Origin of the sequence: Fluctibacter corallii, assembly GCF_025751585.1 — a bacterium.
In the GTDB taxonomy this organism is placed as follows: Bacteria; Pseudomonadota; Gammaproteobacteria; order Enterobacterales; family Alteromonadaceae; genus Fluctibacter_A; species Fluctibacter_A corallii.
This window is the reverse complement of the sequence record NZ_JAOWKX010000001.1, coordinates 392512-416845: the sequence shown is the minus strand read 5'-3', so window position 1 is coordinate 416845 and position 24334 is coordinate 392512. Positions and strand designations below refer to the sequence as shown.

23 protein-coding genes and 2 pseudogenes are annotated in these 24334 nt (G+C 44.0%); 16 read left to right on the top strand and 9 right to left on the bottom strand.

Going from position 1 to position 24334, the window contains the following annotated elements:
- Positions 1–108 precede the first annotated feature (108 nt).
- From gcvT to gcvP, 3 genes are all read left to right on the top strand, one after another.
- Positions 109–1188: a glycine cleavage system aminomethyltransferase GcvT gene (gene gcvT / locus OE749_RS01855; protein ID WP_263710641.1), complete on the top strand. Its 1080-nt coding sequence runs from the start codon at positions 109–111 to the stop codon at positions 1186–1188.
- A gap of 118 nt (positions 1189–1306) precedes the next feature.
- Positions 1307–1696, top strand: coding sequence for a glycine cleavage system protein GcvH (gene gcvH, locus OE749_RS01850; RefSeq protein WP_263710640.1), 390 nt, complete (start codon positions 1307–1309; stop codon positions 1694–1696).
- Positions 1697–1784: 88 nt separating this feature from the next.
- On the top strand, positions 1785–4685 hold the full coding sequence (gene gcvP / locus OE749_RS01845; protein WP_263710639.1) for an aminomethyl-transferring glycine dehydrogenase: 2901 nt from the start codon (positions 1785–1787) through the stop codon (positions 4683–4685).
- A gap of 152 nt (positions 4686–4837) precedes the next feature.
- Here the strand turns inward: gcvP and OE749_RS01840 are convergent, their stop codons facing one another.
- Together OE749_RS01840 and OE749_RS01835 are read right to left on the bottom strand one after the other, a co-directional pair.
- Positions 4838–5647, bottom strand: a complete 810-nt coding sequence (locus OE749_RS01840; protein ID WP_263710638.1) for an ImmA/IrrE family metallo-endopeptidase — start codon at positions 5645–5647, stop codon at positions 4838–4840.
- A gap of 10 nt (positions 5648–5657) precedes the next feature.
- Positions 5658–6002: a helix-turn-helix domain-containing protein gene (locus OE749_RS01835; protein ID WP_263710637.1), complete on the bottom strand. Its 345-nt coding sequence runs from the start codon at positions 6000–6002 to the stop codon at positions 5658–5660.
- A 285-nt stretch (positions 6003–6287) separates the two neighbouring features.
- Here OE749_RS01835 and OE749_RS01830 point away from each other — a divergent pair, with 285 nt between their 5' ends.
- From OE749_RS01830 to OE749_RS01805, 6 genes are all read left to right on the top strand, one after another.
- Positions 6288–6659 carry a metal-dependent hydrolase gene (locus OE749_RS01830; protein ID WP_263710636.1) on the top strand — a complete coding sequence of 124 codons (372 nt, stop codon included), beginning with the start codon at positions 6288–6290 and terminating at the stop codon, positions 6657–6659.
- 8 nt (positions 6660–6667) lie between these two features.
- Entirely contained in the window at positions 6668–7816 is a 1149-nt protein-coding gene (locus tag OE749_RS01825; RefSeq protein WP_263710635.1) for an HNH endonuclease, read from the top strand.
- Entirely contained in the window at positions 7809–9002 is a 1194-nt protein-coding gene (locus OE749_RS01820) for a nucleotidyltransferase domain-containing protein (protein ID WP_263710634.1), read from the top strand. The genes OE749_RS01825 and OE749_RS01820 overlap by 8 nt, the downstream gene beginning before the upstream one ends.
- Entirely contained in the window at positions 9003–9722 is a 720-nt protein-coding gene (locus tag OE749_RS01815) for a hypothetical protein (RefSeq protein WP_263710633.1), read from the top strand.
- A complete protein-coding gene (locus tag OE749_RS01810) occupies positions 9723–10526 on the top strand; it encodes a hypothetical protein (protein WP_263710632.1) in 804 nt (267 codons plus the stop codon).
- 394 nt (positions 10527–10920) lie between these two features.
- On the top strand, positions 10921–11241 hold the full coding sequence (locus tag OE749_RS01805) for a PDDEXK family nuclease (RefSeq protein ID WP_263710631.1): 321 nt from the start codon (positions 10921–10923) through the stop codon (positions 11239–11241).
- On the opposite strand, the pseudogene OE749_RS01800 reads toward OE749_RS01805, so the two are convergent.
- From OE749_RS01800 to OE749_RS01785, 4 genes and pseudogenes are all read right to left on the bottom strand, one after another.
- Positions 11219–11458: pseudogene (locus OE749_RS01800) on the bottom strand (integrase core domain-containing protein); the annotation flags it as partial. The gene OE749_RS01805 and the pseudogene OE749_RS01800 sit on opposite strands and share 23 nt — an antisense overlap.
- A 145-nt stretch (positions 11459–11603) precedes the next feature.
- The gene (locus OE749_RS01795) at positions 11604–12113 is read right to left on the bottom strand and encodes a metal-dependent hydrolase (RefSeq protein ID WP_263710630.1); all 510 of its coding nucleotides are present in this window, start codon (positions 12111–12113) and stop codon (positions 11604–11606) included.
- Positions 12114–13034: a DUF2199 domain-containing protein gene (locus OE749_RS01790; RefSeq protein ID WP_263710629.1), complete on the bottom strand. Its 921-nt coding sequence runs from the start codon at positions 13032–13034 to the stop codon at positions 12114–12116.
- 58 nt (positions 13035–13092) lie between these two features.
- Positions 13093–13542, bottom strand: a pseudogene (locus OE749_RS01785) (SF0329 family protein).
- Between the two features lie 307 nt (positions 13543–13849).
- On the opposite strand from OE749_RS01785, the gene OE749_RS01780 reads away from it, so the two are divergent.
- From OE749_RS01780 to OE749_RS01750, 7 genes are all read left to right on the top strand, one after another.
- The gene (locus OE749_RS01780) at positions 13850–15031 is read left to right on the top strand and encodes an RNA ligase RtcB family protein (protein ID WP_263710627.1); all 1182 of its coding nucleotides are present in this window, start codon (positions 13850–13852) and stop codon (positions 15029–15031) included.
- Positions 15028–15666 carry a peptide chain release factor H gene (prfH, locus tag OE749_RS01775; RefSeq protein ID WP_263710626.1) on the top strand — a complete coding sequence of 213 codons (639 nt, stop codon included), beginning with the start codon at positions 15028–15030 and terminating at the stop codon, positions 15664–15666. The genes OE749_RS01780 and prfH overlap by 4 nt, the downstream gene beginning before the upstream one ends.
- Before the next feature lie 23 nt (positions 15667–15689).
- Positions 15690–16025, top strand: a complete 336-nt coding sequence (locus OE749_RS01770) for a low molecular weight protein tyrosine phosphatase family protein (RefSeq protein WP_263710625.1) — start codon at positions 15690–15692, stop codon at positions 16023–16025.
- A 399-nt stretch (positions 16026–16424) separates the two neighbouring features.
- On the top strand, positions 16425–17021 hold the full coding sequence (locus OE749_RS01765) for a Crp/Fnr family transcriptional regulator (protein WP_263710624.1): 597 nt from the start codon (positions 16425–16427) through the stop codon (positions 17019–17021).
- Positions 17022–17113: 92 nt separating this feature from the next.
- Complete coding sequence (locus OE749_RS01760) at positions 17114–17740, top strand: NAD(P)H-dependent oxidoreductase (RefSeq protein WP_263710623.1); 627 nt, start codon at positions 17114–17116, stop codon at positions 17738–17740.
- Between the two features lies 1 nt (position 17741).
- The gene (locus OE749_RS01755) at positions 17742–18197 is read left to right on the top strand and encodes a DMT family transporter (RefSeq protein ID WP_263710622.1); all 456 of its coding nucleotides are present in this window, start codon (positions 17742–17744) and stop codon (positions 18195–18197) included.
- A complete protein-coding gene (locus tag OE749_RS01750) occupies positions 18187–18918 on the top strand; it encodes a GNAT family N-acetyltransferase (protein ID WP_263710621.1) in 732 nt (243 codons plus the stop codon). Before OE749_RS01755 ends, OE749_RS01750 begins: the two co-directional genes overlap by 11 nt.
- A 76-nt stretch (positions 18919–18994) precedes the next feature.
- Here the strand turns inward: OE749_RS01750 and OE749_RS01745 are convergent, their stop codons facing one another.
- The 3 genes from OE749_RS01745 to OE749_RS01735 are packed head-to-tail and all read right to left on the bottom strand — an operon-like array spanning position 18995 to position 24274.
- Entirely contained in the window at positions 18995–20611 is a 1617-nt protein-coding gene (locus OE749_RS01745) for a S41 family peptidase (RefSeq protein WP_263710620.1), read from the bottom strand.
- A gap of 34 nt (positions 20612–20645) precedes the next feature.
- Entirely contained in the window at positions 20646–22010 is a 1365-nt protein-coding gene (locus OE749_RS01740; RefSeq protein WP_263710619.1) for a SagB/ThcOx family dehydrogenase, read from the bottom strand.
- Positions 22011–22024: 14 nt separating this feature from the next.
- Positions 22025–24274, bottom strand: a complete 2250-nt coding sequence (locus tag OE749_RS01735; protein ID WP_263710618.1) for a TOMM precursor leader peptide-binding protein — start codon at positions 24272–24274, stop codon at positions 22025–22027.
- Positions 24275–24334: the final 60 nt, after the last annotated feature.

The following is a 24334-nucleotide window of genomic DNA, read 5'->3' as shown; positions in this document are numbered from 1 at the left end:
CAATCTAATACATTTAAAAAGTAAATGTAAGCATTAGTAGTTTAAATTTGTTTGAGCGGGCGAGGGATCACTATAATTTGCTTCATTAAATGAATAAGAGTCTTACCTATGACCAATAAAACTGCCCTACATGCTAAGCATCTAGAAGCTGGCGCAAAGATGGTTGATTTCTTCGGTTGGGATATGCCGATTAACTATGGTTCGCAAATTGAAGAGCACCACGCTGTGCGTCAGGATGCGGGCATGTTTGATGTATCCCATATGACCATTGTTGATGTAACAGGTGCGCAGGCCAAAGATTACTTGCGTTATTTGTTGGCCAACGACGTGGCTAAACTGGTACAAAAAGGCAAAGCCTTGTACAGCGGTATGCTTAACGAAGCGGGTGGTGTGGTTGATGACTTGATTGTATACCACTTTGATGCAACCAATTACCGTTTGGTTGTGAATTCGGCTACGCGTGAAAAAGACATGAACTGGCTACGTAGCAAAGCCGAAGGCTTCAATGTTGAAATCACTGAAAAGCCTGACTTTGCCATGATTGCGGTGCAAGGCCCAAAAGCCAAAGCGAAAGCGGCAACAGTATTTACTGGCGCGCAAAACGAAGCGGTAGACGGCATGAAGCCGTTCTTTGGCGTGCAAGCTGAAGACTTATTCATTGCAACGACCGGTTACACTGGCGAAGCGGGTTACGAAATTATGGTTCCTGCTGATCGCGCAGCCGAGTTGTGGCAACAACTTCTTGATGCGGGCGTGAAGCCATGTGGCTTGGGCGCACGTGACACGCTTCGTTTAGAAGCGGGCATGAACCTATATGGCCAAGACATGGACGAAAATACCTCGCCATTGGCAGCAAACATGGGATGGACAATTTCATGGGAGCCAGCCGAGCGTGATTTCGTTGGGCGTGAAGCACTCGAAAAGCAGAACGAAAAAGGCACAGATAAGCTGGTGGGCTTAGTGATGACCGACAAAGGTGTTCTTCGTGCAGGCCTGAAAGTCAAAGTGCCAGAAGGCGAAGGTGTGATTACCTCGGGAACGTTTTCTCCCACTCTCGGACACAGCATTGCGATGGCGCGTTTGCCCGCAACAAAATCTGACACCGCAGAGGTGGAAATGCGTAAAAAGTGGGTTACAGTAAATGTGGTAAAACCCAGCTTTGTCAGAAATGGCAAAAGCGTACTGTAACAATCAGACTTAGCGCATAAACGTGCTGTTATCTCAATACAACGGCACGTATTACTTATTTTGATTCACCGGAATCCGCTGTCTTTCCGGATAACGATAAACATGAAAGGAAAAACAAATGAGCAACGTACCTTCTGAATTACGTTATGCATCTACTCACGAATGGGTGCGCAACGAAGGTGATGGCACTTACACTGTTGGTATCACTGAGCACGCACAAGAATTACTTGGCGACATGGTGTTTGTAGAACTACCAGAAGTGGGTAGTACAGTAAGTGCTGGCGACGACGTTGCCGTAGCAGAATCGGTAAAAGCGGCTTCTGATGTATACGCGCCAATCGGTGGCGAAGTTGTGGCGGTTAACGAGGATCTGGAAGATTCACCAGAGCTGGTTAACTCAGACGCATTCGGCGACGGCTGGATGTTCCGCATTAAAGCAGACGACGTAAGCGAAGTCGAAGGTCTGCTAGATGCCGAAGGTTATGAGTCTAGCATCGACGAAGACTAATTATCCCAAACAGGGGCGAGACAACAAACTCGCCCCTTTTTGATTGTTCAACGGTTTTACCTTAACCCTTACCCTCAGACGATTGTTTATGTCACACGCAAATTTTTCACTGGCTCAGTTAGAGCAAAAACAGGATTTTATTCGCCGTCATATTGGCCCGAGTGAGGCTGAAATGGCAGACATGTTAGACGTAGTTGGCGCATCTTCATTAGATGAATTGATGCAGCAAACCGTGCCTGAAGGCATTCGTCTGGCTGAATCAATTAATATTGGCGACGCGCAAACAGAATACGACGCGTTGACAGAATTAAAAGCCGTAGCTGCTAAGAACACCATCAACCGTTCATTTATTGGCATGGGCTACAGCGACACACTGACGCCTAACGTTATTTTGCGTAACGTGCTGGAAAATCCCGGCTGGTATACGGCGTACACGCCATATCAACCTGAAATTGCACAAGGCCGATTACAGGCGTTGTTGAACTTCCAGCAGTTGTCGATTGATTTGACGGGGCTTGAGCTGGCGTCGGCGTCGTTACTTGATGAAGCGACCGCAGCGGCAGAGGCGATGGCCTTGTCTAAGCGTGTGTCAAAAAATAAAAAGTCTGAGCTGTATTTTATTGCTGACAACGTACACCCTCAAACTATTGACGTGGTGCGCACTCGCGCTGAAATGTTTGGTTTTGAAGTGCTGGTGGGTAAAGCCGAAGACGCAGTCAATCACGATGTATTTGGGGCATTATTCCAGTGCCCGGGTACTACAGGCGAGCTGACAGATCTTACTGATTTGATTGCGGCGGTAAAAGAAAGCAAAGCTGTCGTGTCGGTGGCCGCCGATATTATGAGTTTGGTGTTGATTAAATCACCGGGTGAAATGGGCGCAGACGTTGTATTCGGCTCGGCGCAGCGGTTCGGCGTACCGATGGGATACGGCGGCCCACATGCGGCATTTTTCGCTACGCGTGATGCCTACAAGCGTTCATTGCCAGGACGTATTATCGGCGTCTCAAAAGATACACGTGGTCGTCCTGCCTTGCGTATGGCGCTACAAACCCGTGAGCAACATATTCGTCGTGAAAAAGCCAACTCAAACATCTGTACTGCACAGGTATTGCTGGCGAACATGGCATCATTCTATGCTGTTTATCATGGCCCTGAAGGCTTAAAAACCATCGCTAGCCGCATTCACCGTATGACGGATATTATGGCTGATGGCCTAAAACAGTTAGGTTACGAGCTAGAAAACACCACATGGTTTGACACCTTAACCGTTAATGTGGGCGACAAGAAAGACACCATTCTTGAGCGGGCGTATGCGAAAGGCATTAACCTGCGTTCAGACTTAGATAATGCGGTAGGTATATCGTTCGACGAAACCGCCTCTCGCGCGGATTTGACGACCTTATTTGCTATTTTTGGTGGCGACAGTCACGCGGTAGATATCGACGCGCTAGACAGCCAAATTGTTAGCATTGGTTCTGAGTCGATTCCTGAAGCGCTAGTTCGTACAACGCCAATTTTAACTCACGAAGTGTTTAATTCGTATCACTCAGAAACCGAGATGCTGCGTTACATTAAATCGCTTGAAGACAAAGATCTTGCCTTGAATCATTCTATGATCTCTCTTGGTTCATGCACCATGAAATTGAATGCAACCGCAGAAATGATCCCCGTCACTTGGCCTGAATTTGGCAGAATGCATCCGTTTGCTCCGATGAATCAAACGCAAGGCTACCAAGAGATGATCAACGAGCTGAATCAGTGGATGTTGAACATGACGGGCTACGATGAAATGTCGATGCAGCCTAACTCTGGTGCACAGGGTGAATATGCAGGTTTGCTGGCGATTCAGCGTTACCACGCGAGTCGTGGAGAAAGCCACCGTAACGTATGCTTGATTCCGAGCTCTGCACACGGCACTAACCCTGCTTCAGCGCAGATGGTGAGCCTGAAAGTTGTTGTGGTAGATTGTGACAAGCACGGCAACGTAGACATGGACGATCTTCGTCGCAAAGCAGAAGAAGTTTCTGAGAACTTGTCGTGTATTATGATCACGTACCCGTCAACCCACGGTGTATATGAAGAAACCATCACTGAAATTTGCGACGTAGTCCACGCGCACGGTGGGCAAGTTTACATGGACGGGGCCAACATGAATGCACAGGTTGGTATTACGTCGCCAGGCCACATTGGCTCTGACGTTTCACACTTTAACCTGCACAAAACCTTCTGTATTCCGCACGGTGGCGGCGGCCCAGGCATGGGACCTATCGGGGTGAAATCGCACCTTGCGCCATTTTTACCTAACCACAGTGTGATTAACATCGACAATACCGAGCGCGGCAACGGCGCGGTATCGGCTGCGCCATTTGGCAGTGCGTCGATTCTGCCCATCAGCTACATGTACATCAAAATGATGGGTAGCGAAGGATTGAAAAAAGCGACCGAAGTAGCAATGCTTAATGCAAACTATGTCGCGAAGCGCTTAGAGGGCCACTTTGACGTGTTATACCGTGGCAGAAATGGCCGTGTGGCACACGAATGTATTATTGACCTGCGCCCACTTAAAGAGTCGAGCGGTGTATCTGAGATGGACGTGGCAAAGCGCCTAAACGATTATGGCTTCCACGCACCTACCATGAGCTTCCCCGTTGCTGGCACACTCATGATTGAACCCACTGAATCAGAGGCCAAAGCCGAAATGGATCGCTTCATTGAGGCCATGATCTGCATTCGTGAAGAAATCGCCAAAGTCGACAGCGGCGAATGGGATGCAACAGACAACCCACTTCATAACGCACCGCACACGCTTGATGATATATGCGACGCAGAATGGACACGCAGCTACGACAGACAACTCGCCGCCTACCCAGTAGACGCAGTGAAACGCAACAAATTCTGGCCAAGCGTAAACCGCATCGATGACGTATACGGCGACCGCAACCTCATCTGCTCCTGCCCAAGCATAGAGACGTATAGGGAAGAGTAGTGGGATACTGCGGTCATGTAATTAAGTTGGTTAACGATTTAATTTAGATGGTTATCTTAATTAAGTTGGTTAATTTATAATATTGGAATAAGGCGATATAATATTTATCGCCTTATTTTTATGAATGTTTAATTGACTCAGCGTTTTTCTATTTAGTCTTCAATCTCTTCTAAGCAATCGTCGTCATAGCTAAGTAGTGTGTAAATATAGCCATCGTTTAACATTATTGAGCTTATATATAACTCAGTTAAACGTAATCCCTTTTTCTCAGGTGTAATCCAATCAATAGGGTCAACAACATCAAAATCACTAGGAAACGGTTCTTGGCTGACATTTGTACATGCTTCTAACTGTTCAGAAGTTAAGTTGGTTTGTTGTATGTAAAAGTCAAAGTGACTCGTAGGAACGAATCGCTTAAATTGCTTGTTTTGGTGAATCACCATTGCAACTGGCGCTTTTTCTAACCATGATAATCTGCGAAAAACGGCCTCTAGCGAAGTATCACATTTATCCGATATGTGTTTAATGTTTTGCCAGTTTACGTCACCGCCGGTAAGCTTTTTCACTAGTCGCTTAGGCATTAATAAGCCTGCTGCAAAACCATTTGCCTGACGTTCAAGTGGATCACGAAAATAGTCCCCTAATTCTTTATTACCGCATGAAAAGTTTTGAGATGTTCCCGTCATGACATGCATACAGACATGTCCAGCTTCGTGAGCAGCAGTAAAGTTTAATCTTCGTGAATCAGGAATGTTGCTATTTATTATAATGCCAGCACCTTCACTATTACCCACCGCTTTTCCCAAAAACTGATCAGATGAAAATGCGTGAAATTCCATCGTTATAGGGAAACTGCCATCTGAAACGGCATCAATAAATTGACTTACTTTTATAGGTAACTGGTCAAAGCCTAAATCTTCTAATAGCGACTCCGCTTCCATTGCTCCTTTTTGTTCTTCCACTTGTACTCCTTTACTTCTTAGTGAAGCGCTCCATCATATCTCGTAGTATTTGCTGATCTGCTTCTGGTAATTTATCAAGCTCTCCCCATTTGCGAAAAAACTCTACCTTTTTATCTCCGGTATCTTCTGGTGCATCTTCACCAGTAATTTCATACGGTTTTACATTTAGTGCTGAGGCTATTTTCCGCAACACTACGATTGTCGGTATGCGACCATCACCTTTTTCAATTTTACTTAATGCTGCTGCCGTAACTCCAGCTTCACTTGCAAGCTTCGCCTGTGTCCAACCAAGCACTTCTCTCATATGCTTGATGTTTTTACTAATAAGCGAAGCTTGCTGATGTTTGTCAGCCATAATATATCCCTCCGTCAATTTAAATATTAACAGTTGTTGATCTAATTCGCTAGATGGATTACGATATTAACAGTTGTTAATAAATAAACTGAAGTTAATGAGGTGAGTTACGGCTACAAATGGAAAAGCAGGCGACAACAGACGACATGGCGCTGTCAGAAGTCGTTCTCAAACTAAAACCCCCTCTGGTCACTATGTTAAGCGTGATGCGGTAACGGGGAGATTTATGGATGTAAAAACATCAGATAAAACGCCATTTAAAGGCGTGCGGAAGGAAAAATAAATTTGGCAAATGGTTACGCACATAGCTTTGCAGGCACTGCCGTTGGGTTGGCAGTGCCACTGATGGACAAAGATACAATTAAAGAAACCCCTGAGCTTTTAGTAGCAGGGCCTCTTGTTGGGAATTTTTTTGGCAAGCTGCCAGATATTATTGAACCAGCATTTAAGAATCCAAACCATAGACAGTTCTTCCATAGCATTGCACTACTGGCTGCTGTTGGATATGGGGTAAAGAAAGCTTATGACTGGCAACCTGAAGATAGGTTTGAAAAAGTGATTCGCGGCATTTTGCTATGTGCTGGTGCTGGATACTTAAGCCATTTGGCCTTAGATGCGATTACACCCAGAAGCCATCCCTTGGTTGGTAAGTTGTAGGAGGCGCTATGGCTACTGAAGTTACTCGTCATATAAAACCAACTATTGAAAGAGAGCTATGGGCAAGATCTGCTGGTCGTTGCCAGTTTGACGGTTGTAATAAAATATTATTTCGATCTTCGGTAACCAATGAATCGGTGCATACTGCGCAAAAAGCACATATATATTCGTTTTCTGAAAACGGGCCGCGAGGCTGGGGACCATTTAAAATGGGTCTTGATAAGTTAAATGATATTAGCAATTTGATGTTAGCTTGCCATGAATGTCATTTGAAAATTGATAGAGCGCCAGAGCGTTATCCTGCGGATATGCTCATTGGCTGGAAAAGTAAGCATGAAGACAGGGTAGAAGTTGTTACTGGCATAGCTAGTGATAAAAAGTCGCATGTAGTCATGTATGGGGCAAATATAGGACAAGAGTCATCACCATTGGTATTTCATGATTGTGTTTCGGCAATGTTTCCTGATTACTATCCTGCAAATGAAAAACCCATTTTATTGTCAATGCATTCATCACTTCGCGATGGTAGTGACGAATATTGGCAGGCTGAAAACGCTCACTTAGATGAAGAATTTAAAAACACAATTGCACGATATATTAAGCATGAAGATTGTAAGCATTTTTCAGTTTTTGCATTAGCTCCCCAACCCCTTTTGATTAAACTCGGCGTATTACTTACTGATAAAGTAGATGTTGAAACTTTTCAGCCTCATCGAGAACCTAAAGGTTGGCGATGGCAAGCTTTCGATGACGACTTTAAATTCATCGTAAAAGAACCCCTAGATAAGACTGCACCAGCAGTATTGTTATTATCATTGAGCGACAACGTTGACCATGAAAGAGTACGCACCGTATTAGGTGAGAACATCTCGCTGTGGGAAGTAACTGTTGAAGCGCCACACAACGACTTTCTTCAATCAAAACTTCAACTCGTCTTGTTTAGACAAACTATACGAAAGCTTATGGTGGATATTAAAAAGTACCACGGTAGCGCTTCGCCATTGCATTTATTTCCAGTTATGCCCGTCAGTTGCAGTATTGAGCTTGGAAGAGCAAGAATGCCGAAGGCAGATATGGACTGGGTAGTTTACGACCATAACCCTTTAAAACAGAAGTTTATCAAATCGTTAATAATATCAGGAGGCAGCAATGGCTGATAACTCAAGCAATGCAATTTTAGAGAATATTTTATCGGCTATTGAACTACCTGATAGCGCGTATGAAAGAGCAGAAGGTCGATATATAGATCTTGGCGAATGGCTTCATCGCGAGGAATCAACGTGCTTAAGGTTTGAACCGAAAATTAGCCCACAAGGGTCATTTAGGCTAGGAACAGCGAACCGTCCACTTAAAGGTGAGCAATATGATCTTGATATGAGTTGTAATTTACAAGAAGGCATTACTAAAGACGTTGCTACTCAAGAGCATTTGAAAAACCTTGTTGGCGATGAGCTTGAACAATATCGAAAAGCTAGAGGCATACAAGCTGCATTAGATGAGAAACGTCGCTGTTGGCGTTTAGATTATGCTGATGATATCAGCTTTCATATGGATATTGTTCCATGCATCCCGGAGGATTTGGATCAGAAATCTATTCTGGAAATGCGAATGATTGAATCCTCTAGTTTCAACAGTACTTTAGCAGAAGAGGTATCAGAACTAGCTGTATCAATAACGGATAATAGTGACCCACAATACAGCCTATATACCAATGATTGGCGTATCAGTAATCCCGAAGGATATGCCCAATGGTTTGAATCAAGAATGCGCTTAGCCGAAGCAGTTCTTAATCAAAGAATGCTTGAAGCTAAAGCCAGTATAGAAGAATTGCCTAATTATCGATGGAAGACACCGCTTCAGATGGTTATTAAACTGTTAAAGCGCCATCGCGATACTATGTTTGAAAACGACGATGATTCAAAGCCAATCTCAATTATTATCACAACACTAGCTGCAAAGGCTTATTCAGGTGAGTCGGATCTAGTATCTGCAATGGAAAATATCTTGAATAGAATGGGAGCATTGATATCACCATCTATTCCTCGCGTTCCAAATCCCGTAAACCCGGTGGAGGATTTTGCTGATAAGTGGTACTCCGACGAGCACAGGCATTTAAATCTAGAAAACAACTTCAATCGCTGGTTATTTCAGGCACAAGCAGACTTTGAGGCTTTGCGCAGTAAAGAAAATGTCAAAAACATTCTTGAAGCGGCTAAAAGAGGATTTAACCAAAGTCTAGATAGCACCTTTGTTTCTAAAACATTAGGGTTAGCTCCAGCGGTTGCTCCTCCGAAACCCAAAGCTGTTCCTCAGTCCTCATCACGCCCTTGGTGCAAATTATAGATGACATGGCTAGAAGAATTAGGTGTGCGAGATTTTCTCGCTCACCACAGTACCCTCAGAATTATTCAATTGAGTGATGATTTTGTTGAGTTAGAAGGAACTTATGAGCTGTATGCACAGTTTGAAAACGGTCAAATAATTGATGATGTCATTGACCTAAAGATAGTAATACCAAGCAGGTATCCGAACGATGTACCTACTGTTTATGAGACCTCAAACAAATTTCCCAGAACGCCTGACTTTCATACATATAAAGATGGCTCTCTATGCTTGACCTCTGAAGTTCGTTTGAGAATGGCTTGTTTTGACAATTCTAAATTTGAAGGCTTTTTTGCTTCAATTGTAGAGCCTTGCCTCTTTAGCATCGCATACAAGGTCAAATTTGGTAGCGCACCGTTTGGTGAGTTGGAGCATGGTGAAGACGGACTGATAGATGACTATGAAAAGTTGTTTGGAGTAAAAGGTAAAGAACCAGTTATGCTCACTCTAAAGGCACTTGGATTCAGATATCGCGATGCAAATAAATTGAGATGCCCGTGCAATTGTGGGTTACGTTTAGGTCGCTGCTCACTTCGTTTTCGTTTAAAACCTATGCGCAGGCTAATAAAGCGAAGATGGTATCGAGAACACTTAACTAATAATTTTACACCAATACCAAAGAAAGAAGCACCAGTAAAGTTCCGTAAAAAGACACTTGGAAGAAAATATGTAGGAGAATAGATGTCAGAAAAACAAAGTACGTTAACGCAGCTTTTACCATTTGCAAAAATTGGTTCAGTATTGGCCTTTATTGGCGGTATGCTTGTTACATTTAATCATTTCGCTGGATACAGCTATTTAAAGGGAAGGTTTGAAGGAATGGGCCTTGGGTTGAGAGAAATTGAAATTTCTCAGCAAGAGATTACATTTCAGACGACTTTGTTTTTAAGAGATCTCCATCAAAAAACGTTAGAAGATACCGAATCGCTTTTTACTATGGGACTCTGGCCTACCTTAGTATTCATAATTTTAGGTGGAATATGGCTTGCAATAATATTTCCAAAAGCCAAAAAGGAGCGACCTGAAGCTGCCCCAAAATTAGATGTTGCAGAAAGCAACCCTTCAAACAAGGCTAAGCAATGGTTTAAGAAGATTATCGCTTATCCTGCAATGTTTGCTCTTGGCTTTTATGGGCTTGTACTTTTTCTGGTAACTTTTCTCATGTACTTGGCATGGGGTTTCTCGATGTCTTATGAATACGGCTTGCAACGTGGAAAAATGGATATAGGCAATGAAGTTTGTATTTCACTTGAACTGAGTGATGAAAAGAAAGGAAGGTTTGCTGGCTGCTCTATTTTAGTAACCAACACTAACAAGCAATTAGTAGGCAAGGTAATACATAAAAATAAAGAGTTAACTGTTATGGTTACAAACACGGAAAGCCTTATTTTGGATAATAAAGGTAGCTTCGTTGCCTGCTCTCCAATTGTCGATTTATCAAAGATGGAAGATGAGGCAATACAACACAACTGTTTTGATATTTGAGGTTGGAAACTGAGAGCAATACGGAAGTCGAAGGCAGGGCTTTAAGAATTGCTTTCTAAATTAAGAAAATATCTTCGGTATTATTTCACGTAAACAAAATTCGGTAGAAAAATTTTAATTTTATAGACTAAATTGTCCCAATGAATACTTTTTATATAACTAATGGCGCTATACTAAGGAGTTTATATGTATTATTAGTTATAATAAATAGTTGATTTTAAACACTTGAAAATATTAAAAGTAATTTTCAAGTGATGCAGTGTTTTTTCATTCCTATCATTTAATATAAGGTTAATTATTTATATAAAACAATAATTTATATTAGATTCTGTAAATTGAAAATCTGGCTAATTATTGCTATTTCTAAAATATAAATGAATTTTAGAGTTAGCGAATGAGAATCAGGTTAAACAAAGCAACATCAATTATTGAAACTTGGCTAAACACTTTAGCAAAAGGCCAATATGAGCCGCTGATTAAAGCATGGTCAGGGCCAAAAGGCACACGTAGACATTTCTTTTCAGGTATAAAAACTGAACGCCGTCATCACTTTTTAAGCGATGGTGAAAAACGATTAGGGCTGGTTCGGGAAGCGCAGCCAGAAACGGTCAGCTTTTATGAGCAGTATCCACTGTATGATTTAGAGCTTTGCATCGATTTATCTGTTGAAATGGGGATTGTCCACTTCCCCATTAATGACACAGTTCTAAATTAGAGTTTTCCAGTTTCTCTCGGTAAGCTGCCGGTGGTAGATTACCTAAGCTTTCATGCGTGCTTTCTTCGTTATAATCTAGCCGCCAGAACCAAGACATTTCCCTGACTTGGGTGATGCTCTCAAACAGATATACATCCAAGATTTCTCTTCGGAATGAAGCATTAAATCTCTCGACAAAGCCGTTTTGCTAAGGTTTGCCTGGTTAGATACATACCAACGCTATACTCTGTTTTTCGCTCCAATCATTTAAGCGGGCAACATTACACCATCTTCCAATCTGCCGTTTGAGGTTGTTCCATAGCAGACGCTTTCTTCTGCTAAGGGAGTAAACGAAACAAGGCCCAATAGCAGCAGTATAGACTTCATGAGATCCATCTTTTTCTTTTAAGCTTCCAATGAATAGTGAAATAAAGGGCTGCGCCAGCTAACCCACTGTACAAGCAAATCTTGTGCAACATCGAAACAGGAATGAAACCCAAAAACGTATTCTGTAAACTAAAAGGAAAGAAAGGCTCTACATCAGCATGCATAATACTGTCGAGTAAAACATGGCTGAAACTGCCTAAAAATGCACTTAGGTATACTACCCACCAAGGGATGGTTATAGGCGTACCATGCTCGGTAATATGTAGTACTTTTAAGCCAACTTCTGAAAGATATTTTCCTGTTAATCCTGAGAAGATCGCAATTAACGTTGCCCCCACGTAAGTGTGGGTAAATCCATGCAAATGACCTTCACCCGTTATCAACACTATTAACGGTTGTATATCCATTACAATTTGAGTCCAGCCAAATACCATTAAACTGAAGCTGCCTTGTAACAGTGATTTTATCAATATCCCCGGTCCCATGTGAAATGGCGTGAATGGCATCTAATTTAAACTCTCACTATCTCGACCAATTTGAGCTTTCAATCTTGTGTCTTGTGCCGCAATTTGGTCGACCACATCGAAGAAAAAAGCTTTATATTGGTCTGCTAGCACACCTTCTCTACCAATAACCTTTCCATAATCACCAAAGTCCTCCCAAGGGGAGTTTTTAATTTCTTGTATCCAATAGGTAAGACCATCATCACCATTCTCTCCATATAAAACAGCGACACGGGGGTAATCATTTTTATCTATGGAAATGGCGACGGTGAATTTGTTACGGTGCCCTGTTGGTATACGAATCCAATAATCTGCTTCTATATCGCCAAGTTGGTTCTCAACTCGTCCGCAGAAAAGCTTAATTTCACTCTCACAACAGCTACATGACGTAGACTCAAGCTCATCTTCTTCTATGACTGAAAACCTATTTTTATTGGTATAGCTAGTGTATTCAAATGCTCTATGAGCAGAAATTCCATTTGATTGCTCGTCAAATAGAGTACAGCCATGTGATGTTATATAAAACATGGGACGAGATTTGCTGTCTTGAAGTTGAATCTCTAATTCAATCACTCCGTCAGATAATGTGTATGGAAATGCGTTGGCGAGGGTCGCGTTAATGCGGGGCTCTTCTGCTCGAACATCTACGTCCCATAATTCTTCAATTCTGTCGAAGTCTTTTTCAGAGACTTCAGCCCAAGCGCCTAAACAATAGTCTTCTCGATTTTCAACGGGTAAAGGGATTAAGCCTCTCACGAAAAATCGATTACCATCTAATACGTAAAGATCAGTGCTTCCCTCGGCTCTGACCTCCTTTTCTTGTTCAGGTAACGCAAAAATTTCGTCCGGTAAACCAAAGGTCAGTTCCATTTGGTTTGCAGGCAGCATTTTGTCGCAACAGGAGCATTTAATTAGTTCATTCATGTTTTTCTTTTAACTTTGTTTCTATGTTTTCTGCAATAGATCATTCTAATAGAAGCTTTTAAGCGAGAGGGTGCAGGTTTTCAGCTTCTATCTCTTTTAGCCCTCTCTTACCTATTCTCTTATCAATAACTGCCAATGTTTGAATGAGCGGGCCTTCTTAGACCAAGGCATGCTCAATACTCAAGTCATGAACAAACCCCCAACAAGCTTGATATGCATCTTGACGACTCAGTTCTCCGTAATTGCTTAGTTCGTCACTATTCGCAGTAGCTATTCCATTGATTAGATCAGGATCTTTGGATACCCAATTTTTGTTGGACTCATCAAACTTTCTAGGAATGTTCCAAGATGCTCTGGTGTATAAATTGGCAACAACTTTTGGGTCAAGAATGAGCCATGCATGGCCGCATGAACAGGCATCATATGCGGTACTGTTATTAGCGAATCTAGGGCGGATAGATGAAGCAATCCTTTGTTCTACAAGATGGTTTAACTTAGTCCATTTCATAGTGGTTATTAACGCAGAAGTATAAATGTTTATCAATTCTTTATTGCTTTATGGCATGTGTTTGATTAATATGCGCCCGCCTAATATTTAGGCGAATCAAAATCATCCACTACATCAACTAACTGTGAAGGAGTAAAAATCATGACAAATACATCATTACCCTTTGCAGGTCTTGTCCGATAAGTAGCAGGAAGCTATCCAATAACTCTCTAGCTTGCTGATAAAGCTACGCCCCGGTCACTTACAAGTGTAATAAGGCCTGCCAATACGTTTTTCGTTTTAAATCCTATTTTAAGGAATTGGTACTATGGGCAAATCCGTCCAAAAGATTACTGAAAGCGTTAGCCTTATTGCGTCTACTGATACGTGGATTGAAGGGCTAGCAGTGCAACAACTGATTAAAACATCAGAATTACAAGGGATGCAGCGAGTAGCTGGCATGCCTGACTTACACCCAGGAAGAGGGTATCCAATTGGCGCAGCATTTTTTACAACTAACAAAATTTATCCTGCGTTAGTGGGAAACGATATTGGCTGCGGTATGTCGCTTTGGCAAACCTCAGCAAAAGTAACCAAGGTTAACTTAGATAAGTTAGCGAAAAAGTTTGAGCATGTAGAACAGCCACTGGATGACAGCTGGACCGAGTATGTTGAAGCCAGAAAGTCGGAAAAAGGAATTACAACGAATACTTATGACCATGCACTAGGCACAATTGGTGGCGGTAATCATTTTGCTGAATTTCAGGCAATTGATGAAATATACGACCAAGGGGCTTTGGACGAACTTGGGCTAAACAAAAAGCACCTTCAACTTCTTGTGCATTCTGGTTCAAGAGGGTTAGGGCAATCGATTTTAGTTAATCATGTGACGACACATAATCATGAAGGAATCGAAATTGGAGAATCGAGCGGCGAAATTGATGACTTCGAAGGTTACATGGAAAAGCATGATGAAGCGGTGCGTTGGGCAGAGCTAAATCGAGAGTTCATTGCTAAACGATTTCTTGAAGCTATTCGAGCTAACGGAGAGTGTGCTCTAGATGTAAATCACAATCTAGTTTCACCGAAAGAAATAGAAGGTCAGCAAGGTTGGTTACATCGAAAAGGTGCTACGCCAAGCGATAAAGGGTATGTCGTTATTCCAGGTTCGCGTGGTGATTACAGCTATTTAGTCAAGCCAATTGAAAGTGTAGATCAAAGTATGGTGACTAGCCTCTATTCACTGGCACATGGCGCTGGCAGAAAATGGAAACGCGGTGAATGTCATGGACGATTAGGTCATAAATATAAGCGCGAGGACTTGTATCGTACTGCTCTGGGCAGTCGTGTGGTGTGTGGTAACAAGGAGCTACTATATGACGAAGCGCCGCAAGCCTATAAAAAGTGCGAAACCGTAATTAGCGATATGGTTGGAGCAGGGTTAATCGAGGTCGTGGCTAGATTACGACCAGTGTTAACGTTTAAAACCAATGGTGATTGTTCGTCATGATATTACTGCAATTATCATCAGGGCAAGGCCCTATCGAATGCTGTAAGGCCATTGGTTTAGCGCTAAAAGTGATTGAAAAGGAATGTCGAGCTGAAAATATAGAGTTTGATGTTGTCGATACAGTTGAAGCCGATGAAAAGGGGTGTTTCAAGTCAGTACTCTTAAAGCTGGATTCAAAGTATGAGGAGAAAGCCAAGCAATTGGCTCTCTCTTGGCAAGGAGCTATGTTATGGGTTTGTCAAAGTAGCTTTCGACCTAAACATAGACGTAAGAATTGGTTTTTCAGTGGGCAAATGTTCGACGTTGATGAGTCAAATCTTGATAGCGGTGTGACGTTCCAAGCGTGTAGGGCATCGGGAGCAGGTGGCCAGCATGTGAATACAACCGATTCGGCTGTGCGTGCAACACATAGTGAAAGTGGTATTTCAGTGCGTGTTGAAAGTGAACGTAGTCAACATGCAAACAAACGTTTAGCCAGAGCTTTGCTCTTTCAGAAGTTAGAAATGCTGAAGCAAGAGCAAATGACTTCTCAAGAAAAAGCGCGATGGCAACAACACTGGGAACTCGAACGAGGCAACCCGGTAAAGACGTTTAAAGGAGAAAAGTTTGCTCCTGTGGCGAGAAAAAGCCGCTAGGGCAAAATCAACAAGGATTAGATATGACAAACGTACTTTTTATATGCAGCAGAAACCAATGGCGTAGTCCAACGGGAGAACAAGTCTGGAGAAACCATCCCGAAGTATCTGTAAGGTCAGCGGGTACGAGCCCTAAGGCGCGTAGGACTGCAACAGCCAAAGATATGCAATGGGCTGACGTCATTTTTGTTATGGAAGAAAAACATAAAAGTCGCTTAAAAGCTCAGTTTACTCGACTTTTAGATTACAAAGATATTCATGTACTCGATATTCCAGACGAGTACCAGTACATGGATGAAGAATTAATTGAAATTATCAAGCAATCGGTTGGCGGCTATTTAGGAATAGCGGCAATCTAAAGCCAAAGAACTGACTAGAGGGTAGAACGATGTAATTCCATCAAAGCACAGCATATTGGCAATCTCACAACTTATGAAGATATGGGGGGGCTAGCTGTGCCTATTTCACTAACAGCTAAGTAATCGCTTAGTGTTTAATTTAATAGATATGGAGTTACAACATGAGAATTAAATACCCTCGCACCCCTCATTTACCTTGGTTTAACGAAGCGCACCGCATGTTGATCATTGGTGATGATGGGCAAGAACTGATACGGCGAGGAACGTTTGGTCGTTACTGATTGAGTATGTATCATCAATTCACCCTACCATTTAGCCGTTAAGTAGCGTTTCTTTTTGTTTCTCCGTAAACTTCTGCGGTTAACGAGGTTCAAACCGAGAAATAAAAGGGAACCAAGGATGAAAGAGGCATGTTTACAGGCGTTAAAAGCGGCGATGGAGGGGTATGCGCCATTGTCAGCGACCACATGGGAAGCGCTATGTGAACATTGCGCTGTGCGCACGTTACCTAAAGGCACGATGCTGTATGAAGCGGGTAGCGTACCCACGCGGTTTGGCTTTGTGGTAAATGGCTTGGTAAGGAGCTTTACCATCAATGAGCAAGGCCATGAGTACAATAAAAATTTTTTTGCAGAAGGACAATTTCCGGGGTCGATGACAGCGTTGCTGACATCGCAACCCTCGCGCTTGGGGTTTGAAACCGTCGAAGAAAGTGTGTTGGTTGAAATCGACTTTAAGGGCTTTCGAACATTGTTGTTCTCTCACCTTGATCTCATGCGTTATCACATTCTTTATCTTGAGAAGAATTGGTTATTGCACAAGGATGCCCGCGAAATTGAGTTGGTTCAAAACGAGGCGTCATTACGTTACGCTCAATTTATTCAAGACTATCCCAATCTGGTAGACCGATTGCCTCTGTATCACATTGCGTCCCATTTGGGGATAACGCCTACGCAGTTGAGTCGAATTCGTAAAAAAGCAGTGCCTCAAAAATAATATTTCAAAATCAACCTATGTAAAGGACGCCTTGTCGGCTTCTCGTTACGCTGTCTTCCATACACGAAACACATCGTTATAGGAGATTATGTATGAATGTCATTGATGCACTAAATTGGCGCTACTCGGTAAAACGCTTCGCCGACAAATTATTATCCCGCGAACAGGTGAATGGCCTTATCGAAGCTGCACGGCTAAGTCCTTCATCGTATGGCCTTCAGCCTTATCGGATTATCGTCATTGAGTCAGCGGTATTGCGTCAGCAAATATTGCCGCTGGCCTACAATCAAACACAGGTGGTAACGAGCTCTCATCTCTTACTCTTTGCTGCACGAACCGATGTCGATTTACATATGGCACAAGAATATGCGCAATTGGCAACGCAAAATAAAGATGTACCCGAAGCATCGCTAGCGCGATATGTTGATATGATTGAGTCGTCGATAACGTCAATGAATACGCTACAACGCCAACAATGGGCGCATCAACAGGTGTATATCGCGCTGGGAAATGTATTAACGAGTGCGGCGATGATGGGCATCGACACCAGTCCGATTGGCGGGTTTGATTCTACCGCGGTTGACGCGCTACTCGGCCTGAACGACAAACAACTCGCATCAACAGTGCTGTGTCCGATTGGTTATCGGCATAACGAGGATCCTTACAGCCAACGACGAAAAGTGCGGTTTGCACAATCGCATTTGGTGATGGAGATGTAACATGTGGACATTTCCATTGCTGGCAATTGTTGCTGGAGCGGCCATTGCTTTTCAGGCAGCGATGAATGCGCGGTTGGGTGTGCTGCTTAAAAATCCACTTTTGGCGACGGTCATCGCGTTTCTATTGGCTTGCGTATTTACCGTGTCATTTATGTTGCTCTCTCAGCGTCAGTTGCCAGTAATAGAGGATGTAAAATCGATACCAGGTTACTTATGGTTCGGTGGCATGTTGAGCGCATTTGGCGTGGGGAGTTATTACTACCTGATTCCAAAGATGGGGGTAGGCAGCATGATGTCTTTTGCGTTAACGGGGCAGCTGGTTCTGGCGGTGATTGCAGGGCACTTTGGTTGGTTTGAACAGCCTATTAAACCCATTTCGCTGCGTGTCATGTTGGGTATAGTGGCAATGACGTTGGGCATTGTATTAATTAATGGAGGAACGAAACATGGATATTGATCACGCTAACATTCATAACTTGACTGGATTGTGGAAAAAGTACGGTGCACATTGCGTCATGCAGCAAGGTGGATCGCAGTTGATGGCATCGGATACTTGGCCCTATCGCGCGTGGGTGGAAGGCAAATCGGATTTGGCATTGCAATTACTCAATACTCCGAAAACCCATAGGCTGTCTCGCTGGCCTTATGCCTCGTGCGATGTTGAGCACGTCAGTGAGCAATGGCAATTTGAATTTGCGCAAACGGCGATGTACTTGCCTCTGCATCATTATCAAGCGACTGCTGTATCGCCCACGAACCACCTCCACATGCAGGTGGTTAAAGATGAATGCCTGTTGCGGGATTGGTTGACGGTATGCAGCGACGCCTTCGGTTACGAGATTGATGCCAACGCGTTGCTGCCGCTACTCACAGAGGATGATGTCACAATCTTTTTAGGTGTGATAGAGAATCAACCTGCATTGAGTGCGTTGTTGTACCGCACCGATAATGTCATAGGGCTGCATCAAATGGCGGTCAGTCAGAAATTTCAAGGGCGAGGATTGGCACAAGTCGCCATGCATTTTTTGCTATCGAAGGCTAAATCCTCGGGGGCTGAGTACATGGTACTACAAGCGTCTGAGGCTGGACTGCCTGTGTATTCAAAGCTAGGTTTTCAGACGCAATTTACGCTTAAGCATTATTTGTTTGAAGACTCCCAGCCGCATTCTGCTTCATAAGGTAATCCGTTAGGAAAATGAGCGATAGGTTTAGATTTGGTTTGACCTATCGCACTAACTTTAAGCCTCGCTGTGCTTACGGCGAAGACTGCTTCAATAAATCTGCCGTAAAGTTTAATAAATCTACGTTGCGATAAAGCAGATCATCATAGGTAAGATGATGTATGTAATCTGGTTCAACCCCTAAATCTTCTACGGGCAGGCCTGCACTTTGTTCGGTACGAATGGAGCGGCGCATCGCAATGTTGAGTCCCATGCCAAACGGTAAGGGAGCAAGCCGAGAATCGCCAGCTTGCATGGCAAACTGCACTAAGGTGTCGAAAGGCCAAACGTTTGCTCCGCCTGCACCTGTTCTACCACTAGTACCGACAATCGGGCCAATCTTGTTGTCTTTGAAATCTGCCGACAAAAAATCGCAGGTACTATAGCAAAGGGCATCAATGATCAGTGCCGTTTTACCGGGATAACGGTAGTCGGTGAGAGAGGCTACATCGGTGAGTGAAAAGTGCTGTGAAAACACCTCGCCAGTGACATTGGCTAAATCCAAAGAGCGTTCCCATAATGTAAACCCGTTTAACTTGCCTAATTTGGCGGTAGACGATGTATTGCGAAATGCCACGGGCGAAGTGCTGATTGGGTGTTGGCAAAGCAATTGCGCAAGGCTTTCTCCGGCTGGAATGAGCCCGCCAGGATTGCCACGAATATCTACGATCAGGCGATCTTGGGGGAGTTGTTTTAAAACACTGACTATTTTTCTGATAAAGGCCGACAAGTTACCCACTTCAAACGAATAGAAGCGCAGGTAACCCACCTTGCCAGATGCCGTTGTAAGGGTGCCGTAAAGTAAGTAGTCATCTACAGGTGTGAGATCTTGGTAAAGATCCGCTTTTTTAAGGGGGCTGTCTTTACGTTGAAAGAAGTTTCGTTTGCACTTATTCACGTGCAGCATGCGTGAATCTAAACCGTTGGTTAGCGCATGTGCTTGCCCTTTTGTGCTTTGGTTGCTGGTATCAGTTTGAATGGGCTGAGCAAAGTATTTCCAAGGAAAGACCCATGTTTGTGGTTTGCCAGAGGGCGTGATGCAAGACAGCGTAACCCAATCTTCATCGGGTGGAATGCTGTATGCGAGCGGGCGAATCGTGAGGTTAGCAAGCGCTAATTCTTTGGCTGCAAATATATTACTGCCTTGCGAGGTCGATGCTAGATTACGAGCCAGATAACTATCTATTGGAACACCATTCCAATGGGTGAGCGTTGTGCCAGGTTCAAGTGCATCGTTTTTATAGCCGTATAGCTTTTTCGAAATGATGTACTTGGGAGAGGCTCCGTCCATGTAATGCTCAATCAAGATAGGAATGTAAGCTACCAGATTTTTCCAAGGTAATGGCAGCGTGATCACTGTGTGGCGATCCCGAAGACGATTGATAATGCTGAGCAATTGCTGAAAAAAGGACAGCCCCTCATAATCGCTGTCTTGCTTGTTCAGCAGTAACGTCAGTTCTTGCACCGGATCGATAGTAAATGCTGCGCGCTTTATCGGTAAATGAACGTAATAGTCTTTAATGGCAATGAGCAATTGATTGATGATGTACTGTCGATGCTCGGCAGTCGTAGGAAGGTCGAGGCCTCGAATGGTCGACAGATACGGCCCGATGGCATAGTAGTCTGTGTTGTCTTGGTCGTTCACGTTCATAGTTTTACCTAAAAAGAATTTTGCACCGTGCGTTTTACAGGGGTCTACCCAGCATGAATTCGCCGATCGAGCCTTCTTCCATATAGTCGAGTTGCGTTAACTGCCTGAAACGCTCAGCGTTGCCTGTACCTAATCCACATGCGCCGATGTTCATGGCCGTCGCTACCAGATACATGGTTTGATATAACACCCCCACATTTTTAAGCTGGGTGGCGTAAGCCATACCTTGATATTTCCAGTTCACGCGATTAAAACGGCTAGCGAATGTGAATAAAATTTGCGGCCGGCATTGCAATGCGGTGGCAACGTAAGCATCGTGCAATAGCATTTCCATTTCGTTACATGGGGACTTCACCAAACACAAGGCATGATGGTGTGGGTCGTAATAATAAAATCCACGCTTTATGCCCGTGCAGGCGTTGATGGTCACGTAAATTTCAAGCTCATAACTGGCTCCGCCACTGGGGTATGGACGGCTGGTAAACTGACCAAAGCCATCGCTGTCGTAATAGTGACGATTTCTGGCTGTGCGAAATAAAAACTCCCCCAGTTGCTGAAGAGTAAGGGGAATAATGCTATGGGTACGCGTGGATTTGCGGGTTTCTAATGCCTGCGTTAAGGGCATATCTGTGTAACAAAGCGAAGCCACATCAGCCCAAGGTAAATGCACGACGTCGTCTGTCCATGTGTGCGACTTAACCGGTGGTTGAGGGGCGAGTTTTCCTTTGAATCGATATGTGCCGCCTATGGGTTTATCCGAGCGTCCGACTCGGCTTGACGTATGAAAGACCAGATCATGAAAGTCCCATTGCTGTTCAACCGTATTTTCTGGTGTTGCGTGCGAATCATCATCGGTGTGAGGGTGAATCACCTTGGCTTTGACTAACATGAAAAATATGTCTGATTGGTAGGCTTTAAGCGCATCAGGGTAATTTAGCTTAGTTTTGTCTATGGGTTGAGTAAACTGAAACAACAGTGCCATGAGTTCTGGCGAGTTTACTTCAAGGTAGCAATGGGCCTGTGCGCTACGCAGAATCATTTTACCTTCCTGCTGATGCATATAGGTAAACCGAGACACGCTCCATGTTTTTGCTGACAGATCGATGTTGTCGTGCAAAGAAAACGCTTCGCTCGACGGGCATAATGTTAGCGGCGGAGAATCCGCGGCAATTTTTAGCTCTATAAACCCATTTTGTGACAACTGACTCAGAACGCGGCTTTCTGTGTCAATGTGGGTGTCATTCGGTTTGCTCGGTTCAATCGGCGCACCACCGTTGGTGAGTTTACCCACAAGATGCTCGATCTTGTTGGGGGCCAATAATGCCGTCGACTGAATAAAATGCCGAGCGGCCTGTTCATCGACATGGTGTCGGAATACGGCTTTAATGTCGGTGTCCATTTGCGGTGTTCCTTTTATAAAAACATGGGGATCGGATTGAGATCTTTTTCGTCAGTTGCTGACTTACGCCACTTCATTTTTACAGGGACATCGTATAAGCGGCCTGGGGCAAAGCGCGCCCAAAAATGGCGTAATCCCGGCACGATCACCTTGACCACAGGCAAGCCGACATCGGGTCGAGTTTGGTCGAGAATTAACACTTCATGTCCTAGCTTCTCAACAATATCAAAACAGGCTTCAAGCTTAAGTTTGATGTCGAGGGAGTCATCAATAAGCGCTTTCGGCAGCGGTGCTTTTTTGGCAGCAGGTTTTAAATAGGGTTGGTTTTCAAGGGTGGCAGTGGTCCACCATTCGATAGCGTCTCTGTCGTAGAAAGTATACTGGGTAGTGCCATCTTCGTGGGTATTCAATACCGCAGGCATGAACTGATTCATTTCTGTAATCGCGCGGTTAATCGCTATCTTGGGATTTAAATGGGCACCAAACCCCATAATAATGTCTTCGGTGTTATGATTGATTCGGCGGTTTATGGCTGCGTAGGCGGGAATACCGAGGTCGGTAGTGAGATCTAACACCCAAAACTCACGGTTTTGAGCCTGATAAAATGTGTTTAATTGCGCGTAATAGGGGTCGTTCAGCGCATCTAAGTCTACTTGCGGGCGCGTCAAGCGGTTGTACCACCAAATCGCCACGGCATCTCGTTCTACCAATTCTAAGAATCCTTGAAGCAGCGCGTCTTGTTTGCTGCTGCCAGCGGCATTACCGTTAGAGTCTCCCCAGCCAAAAAAGGTAGCGTCTGAGTCTTGATAACCATAGTAGAGGTTGCAAGTTGGCATATATTTAACCGTTTGGTCCGTCCAAGACCATACGGGTGACCAGCTGATTTCTGCTTTTTCATCGAAAGGCAGCGGTACAATTTGAAAACGGCTTCCTTTGCTGAGCCACTGTTCCCTTTCCTTGTATTGAGATTCGCTAAACAACATAAAGGTGCGGGGATCAACGGCGTTGTCTTTTAGCGCTTCAAACGAGCTGGTTATCACCTCCTCCTCGCCACGAAACAATCCTGAAAAACGCTCAATTGCTTCACACAGTGCACTGGTACGCGCCTGTTCCGGTGAGCGTCCTTTACCTGAACTGTTTGATCTCAACCCATCTTTTAGAAAGAACAAACTGTCGTTTTTCAATGCAAAGTTATGGCCCGCAGAGTACACATGAAGAATGCCCTCTCCAATGCCATGAGCAGGAAAAATACCTTTAACAATGCCTGTCAACTCGCTGATATGATGTGCATATCGGTTAAATGTGGCTTCAGGTGATTCAAGTCGGCTACCATTGTCAGATTCAGGCAGTGTAATCTGACTTTCTAAATAAAAGGGTTTTCCCGCAACATGTGCGGAACGTGGATCGCCACACGCGCTGCACTGAGGTCGGCGCACCAGATAGTGCCCATGTTGCTGCAATGAGAAAATGTCCAAGCTCACGATTCTGGACTCCAACTCTGGGTTGTAGCCGTGAGCAAGCCATTTGACAAGCTGCATGGTAGCCATTGAAGCGACCTGCATCTCGGTCATGTTGATTCTTGAGCGGGTTAAGGGCAACGGGGTTTGCGCATTGGTTTTGGCTTGAATATAACTTTCCACTTCGCGATTGTGCTTGATACGGTTTTCCATGCAGCGCCAGCAAGCGGTGCGTCCAGGCACAAATAATGGGCCAATAAGTGGATTCAACCCCGAAGGCTTAACGCAGAGCCAAGGAATGCCATGATCCAAACAATATTGATTAATGGGGGCCAGTTCGTCGTATTGATAATCGTCGGCAATCACGAGCATAAAGGTCGGCGCGGTGTCTTTGTTGAGCTGAAAACCAAAGCCGCCTAAGGTGTCTACAAAGTGAGATGGATTCACTTGTCCGACAGTTTTAAGATGAATATTGGTATTGTTCACCATTTCTTGAACTTGAACCGAATTTTTTCCGAGTTCATTCCAAAACGGGGCAAACTCATCTGGCATGTATTCGTCGTGCTCAACGACATGGCCGTTGTTTAGCAGGGTGTCAAAACCATGCTGAATACTTTCTTTGCTTAGCACATGGGATACTTGGTTTGAAATATCATCCCATGAATTTTTACCGTTAATAAGTGGCACTATAAACTGCAAACTTTCGCCTTCAAGAACATGATGTTCGTTTTCAGACAGGAGAAAAATACCATCACCTTCTACGTGCTCAATGTGGTATTTCGCTTTGAATTTTGGTATTGAGATCATGCGTCCATTTCACTTAAAAAAGGCCTGCACTTGTCACTCAATGCAGGCCTGTTGAGTTAG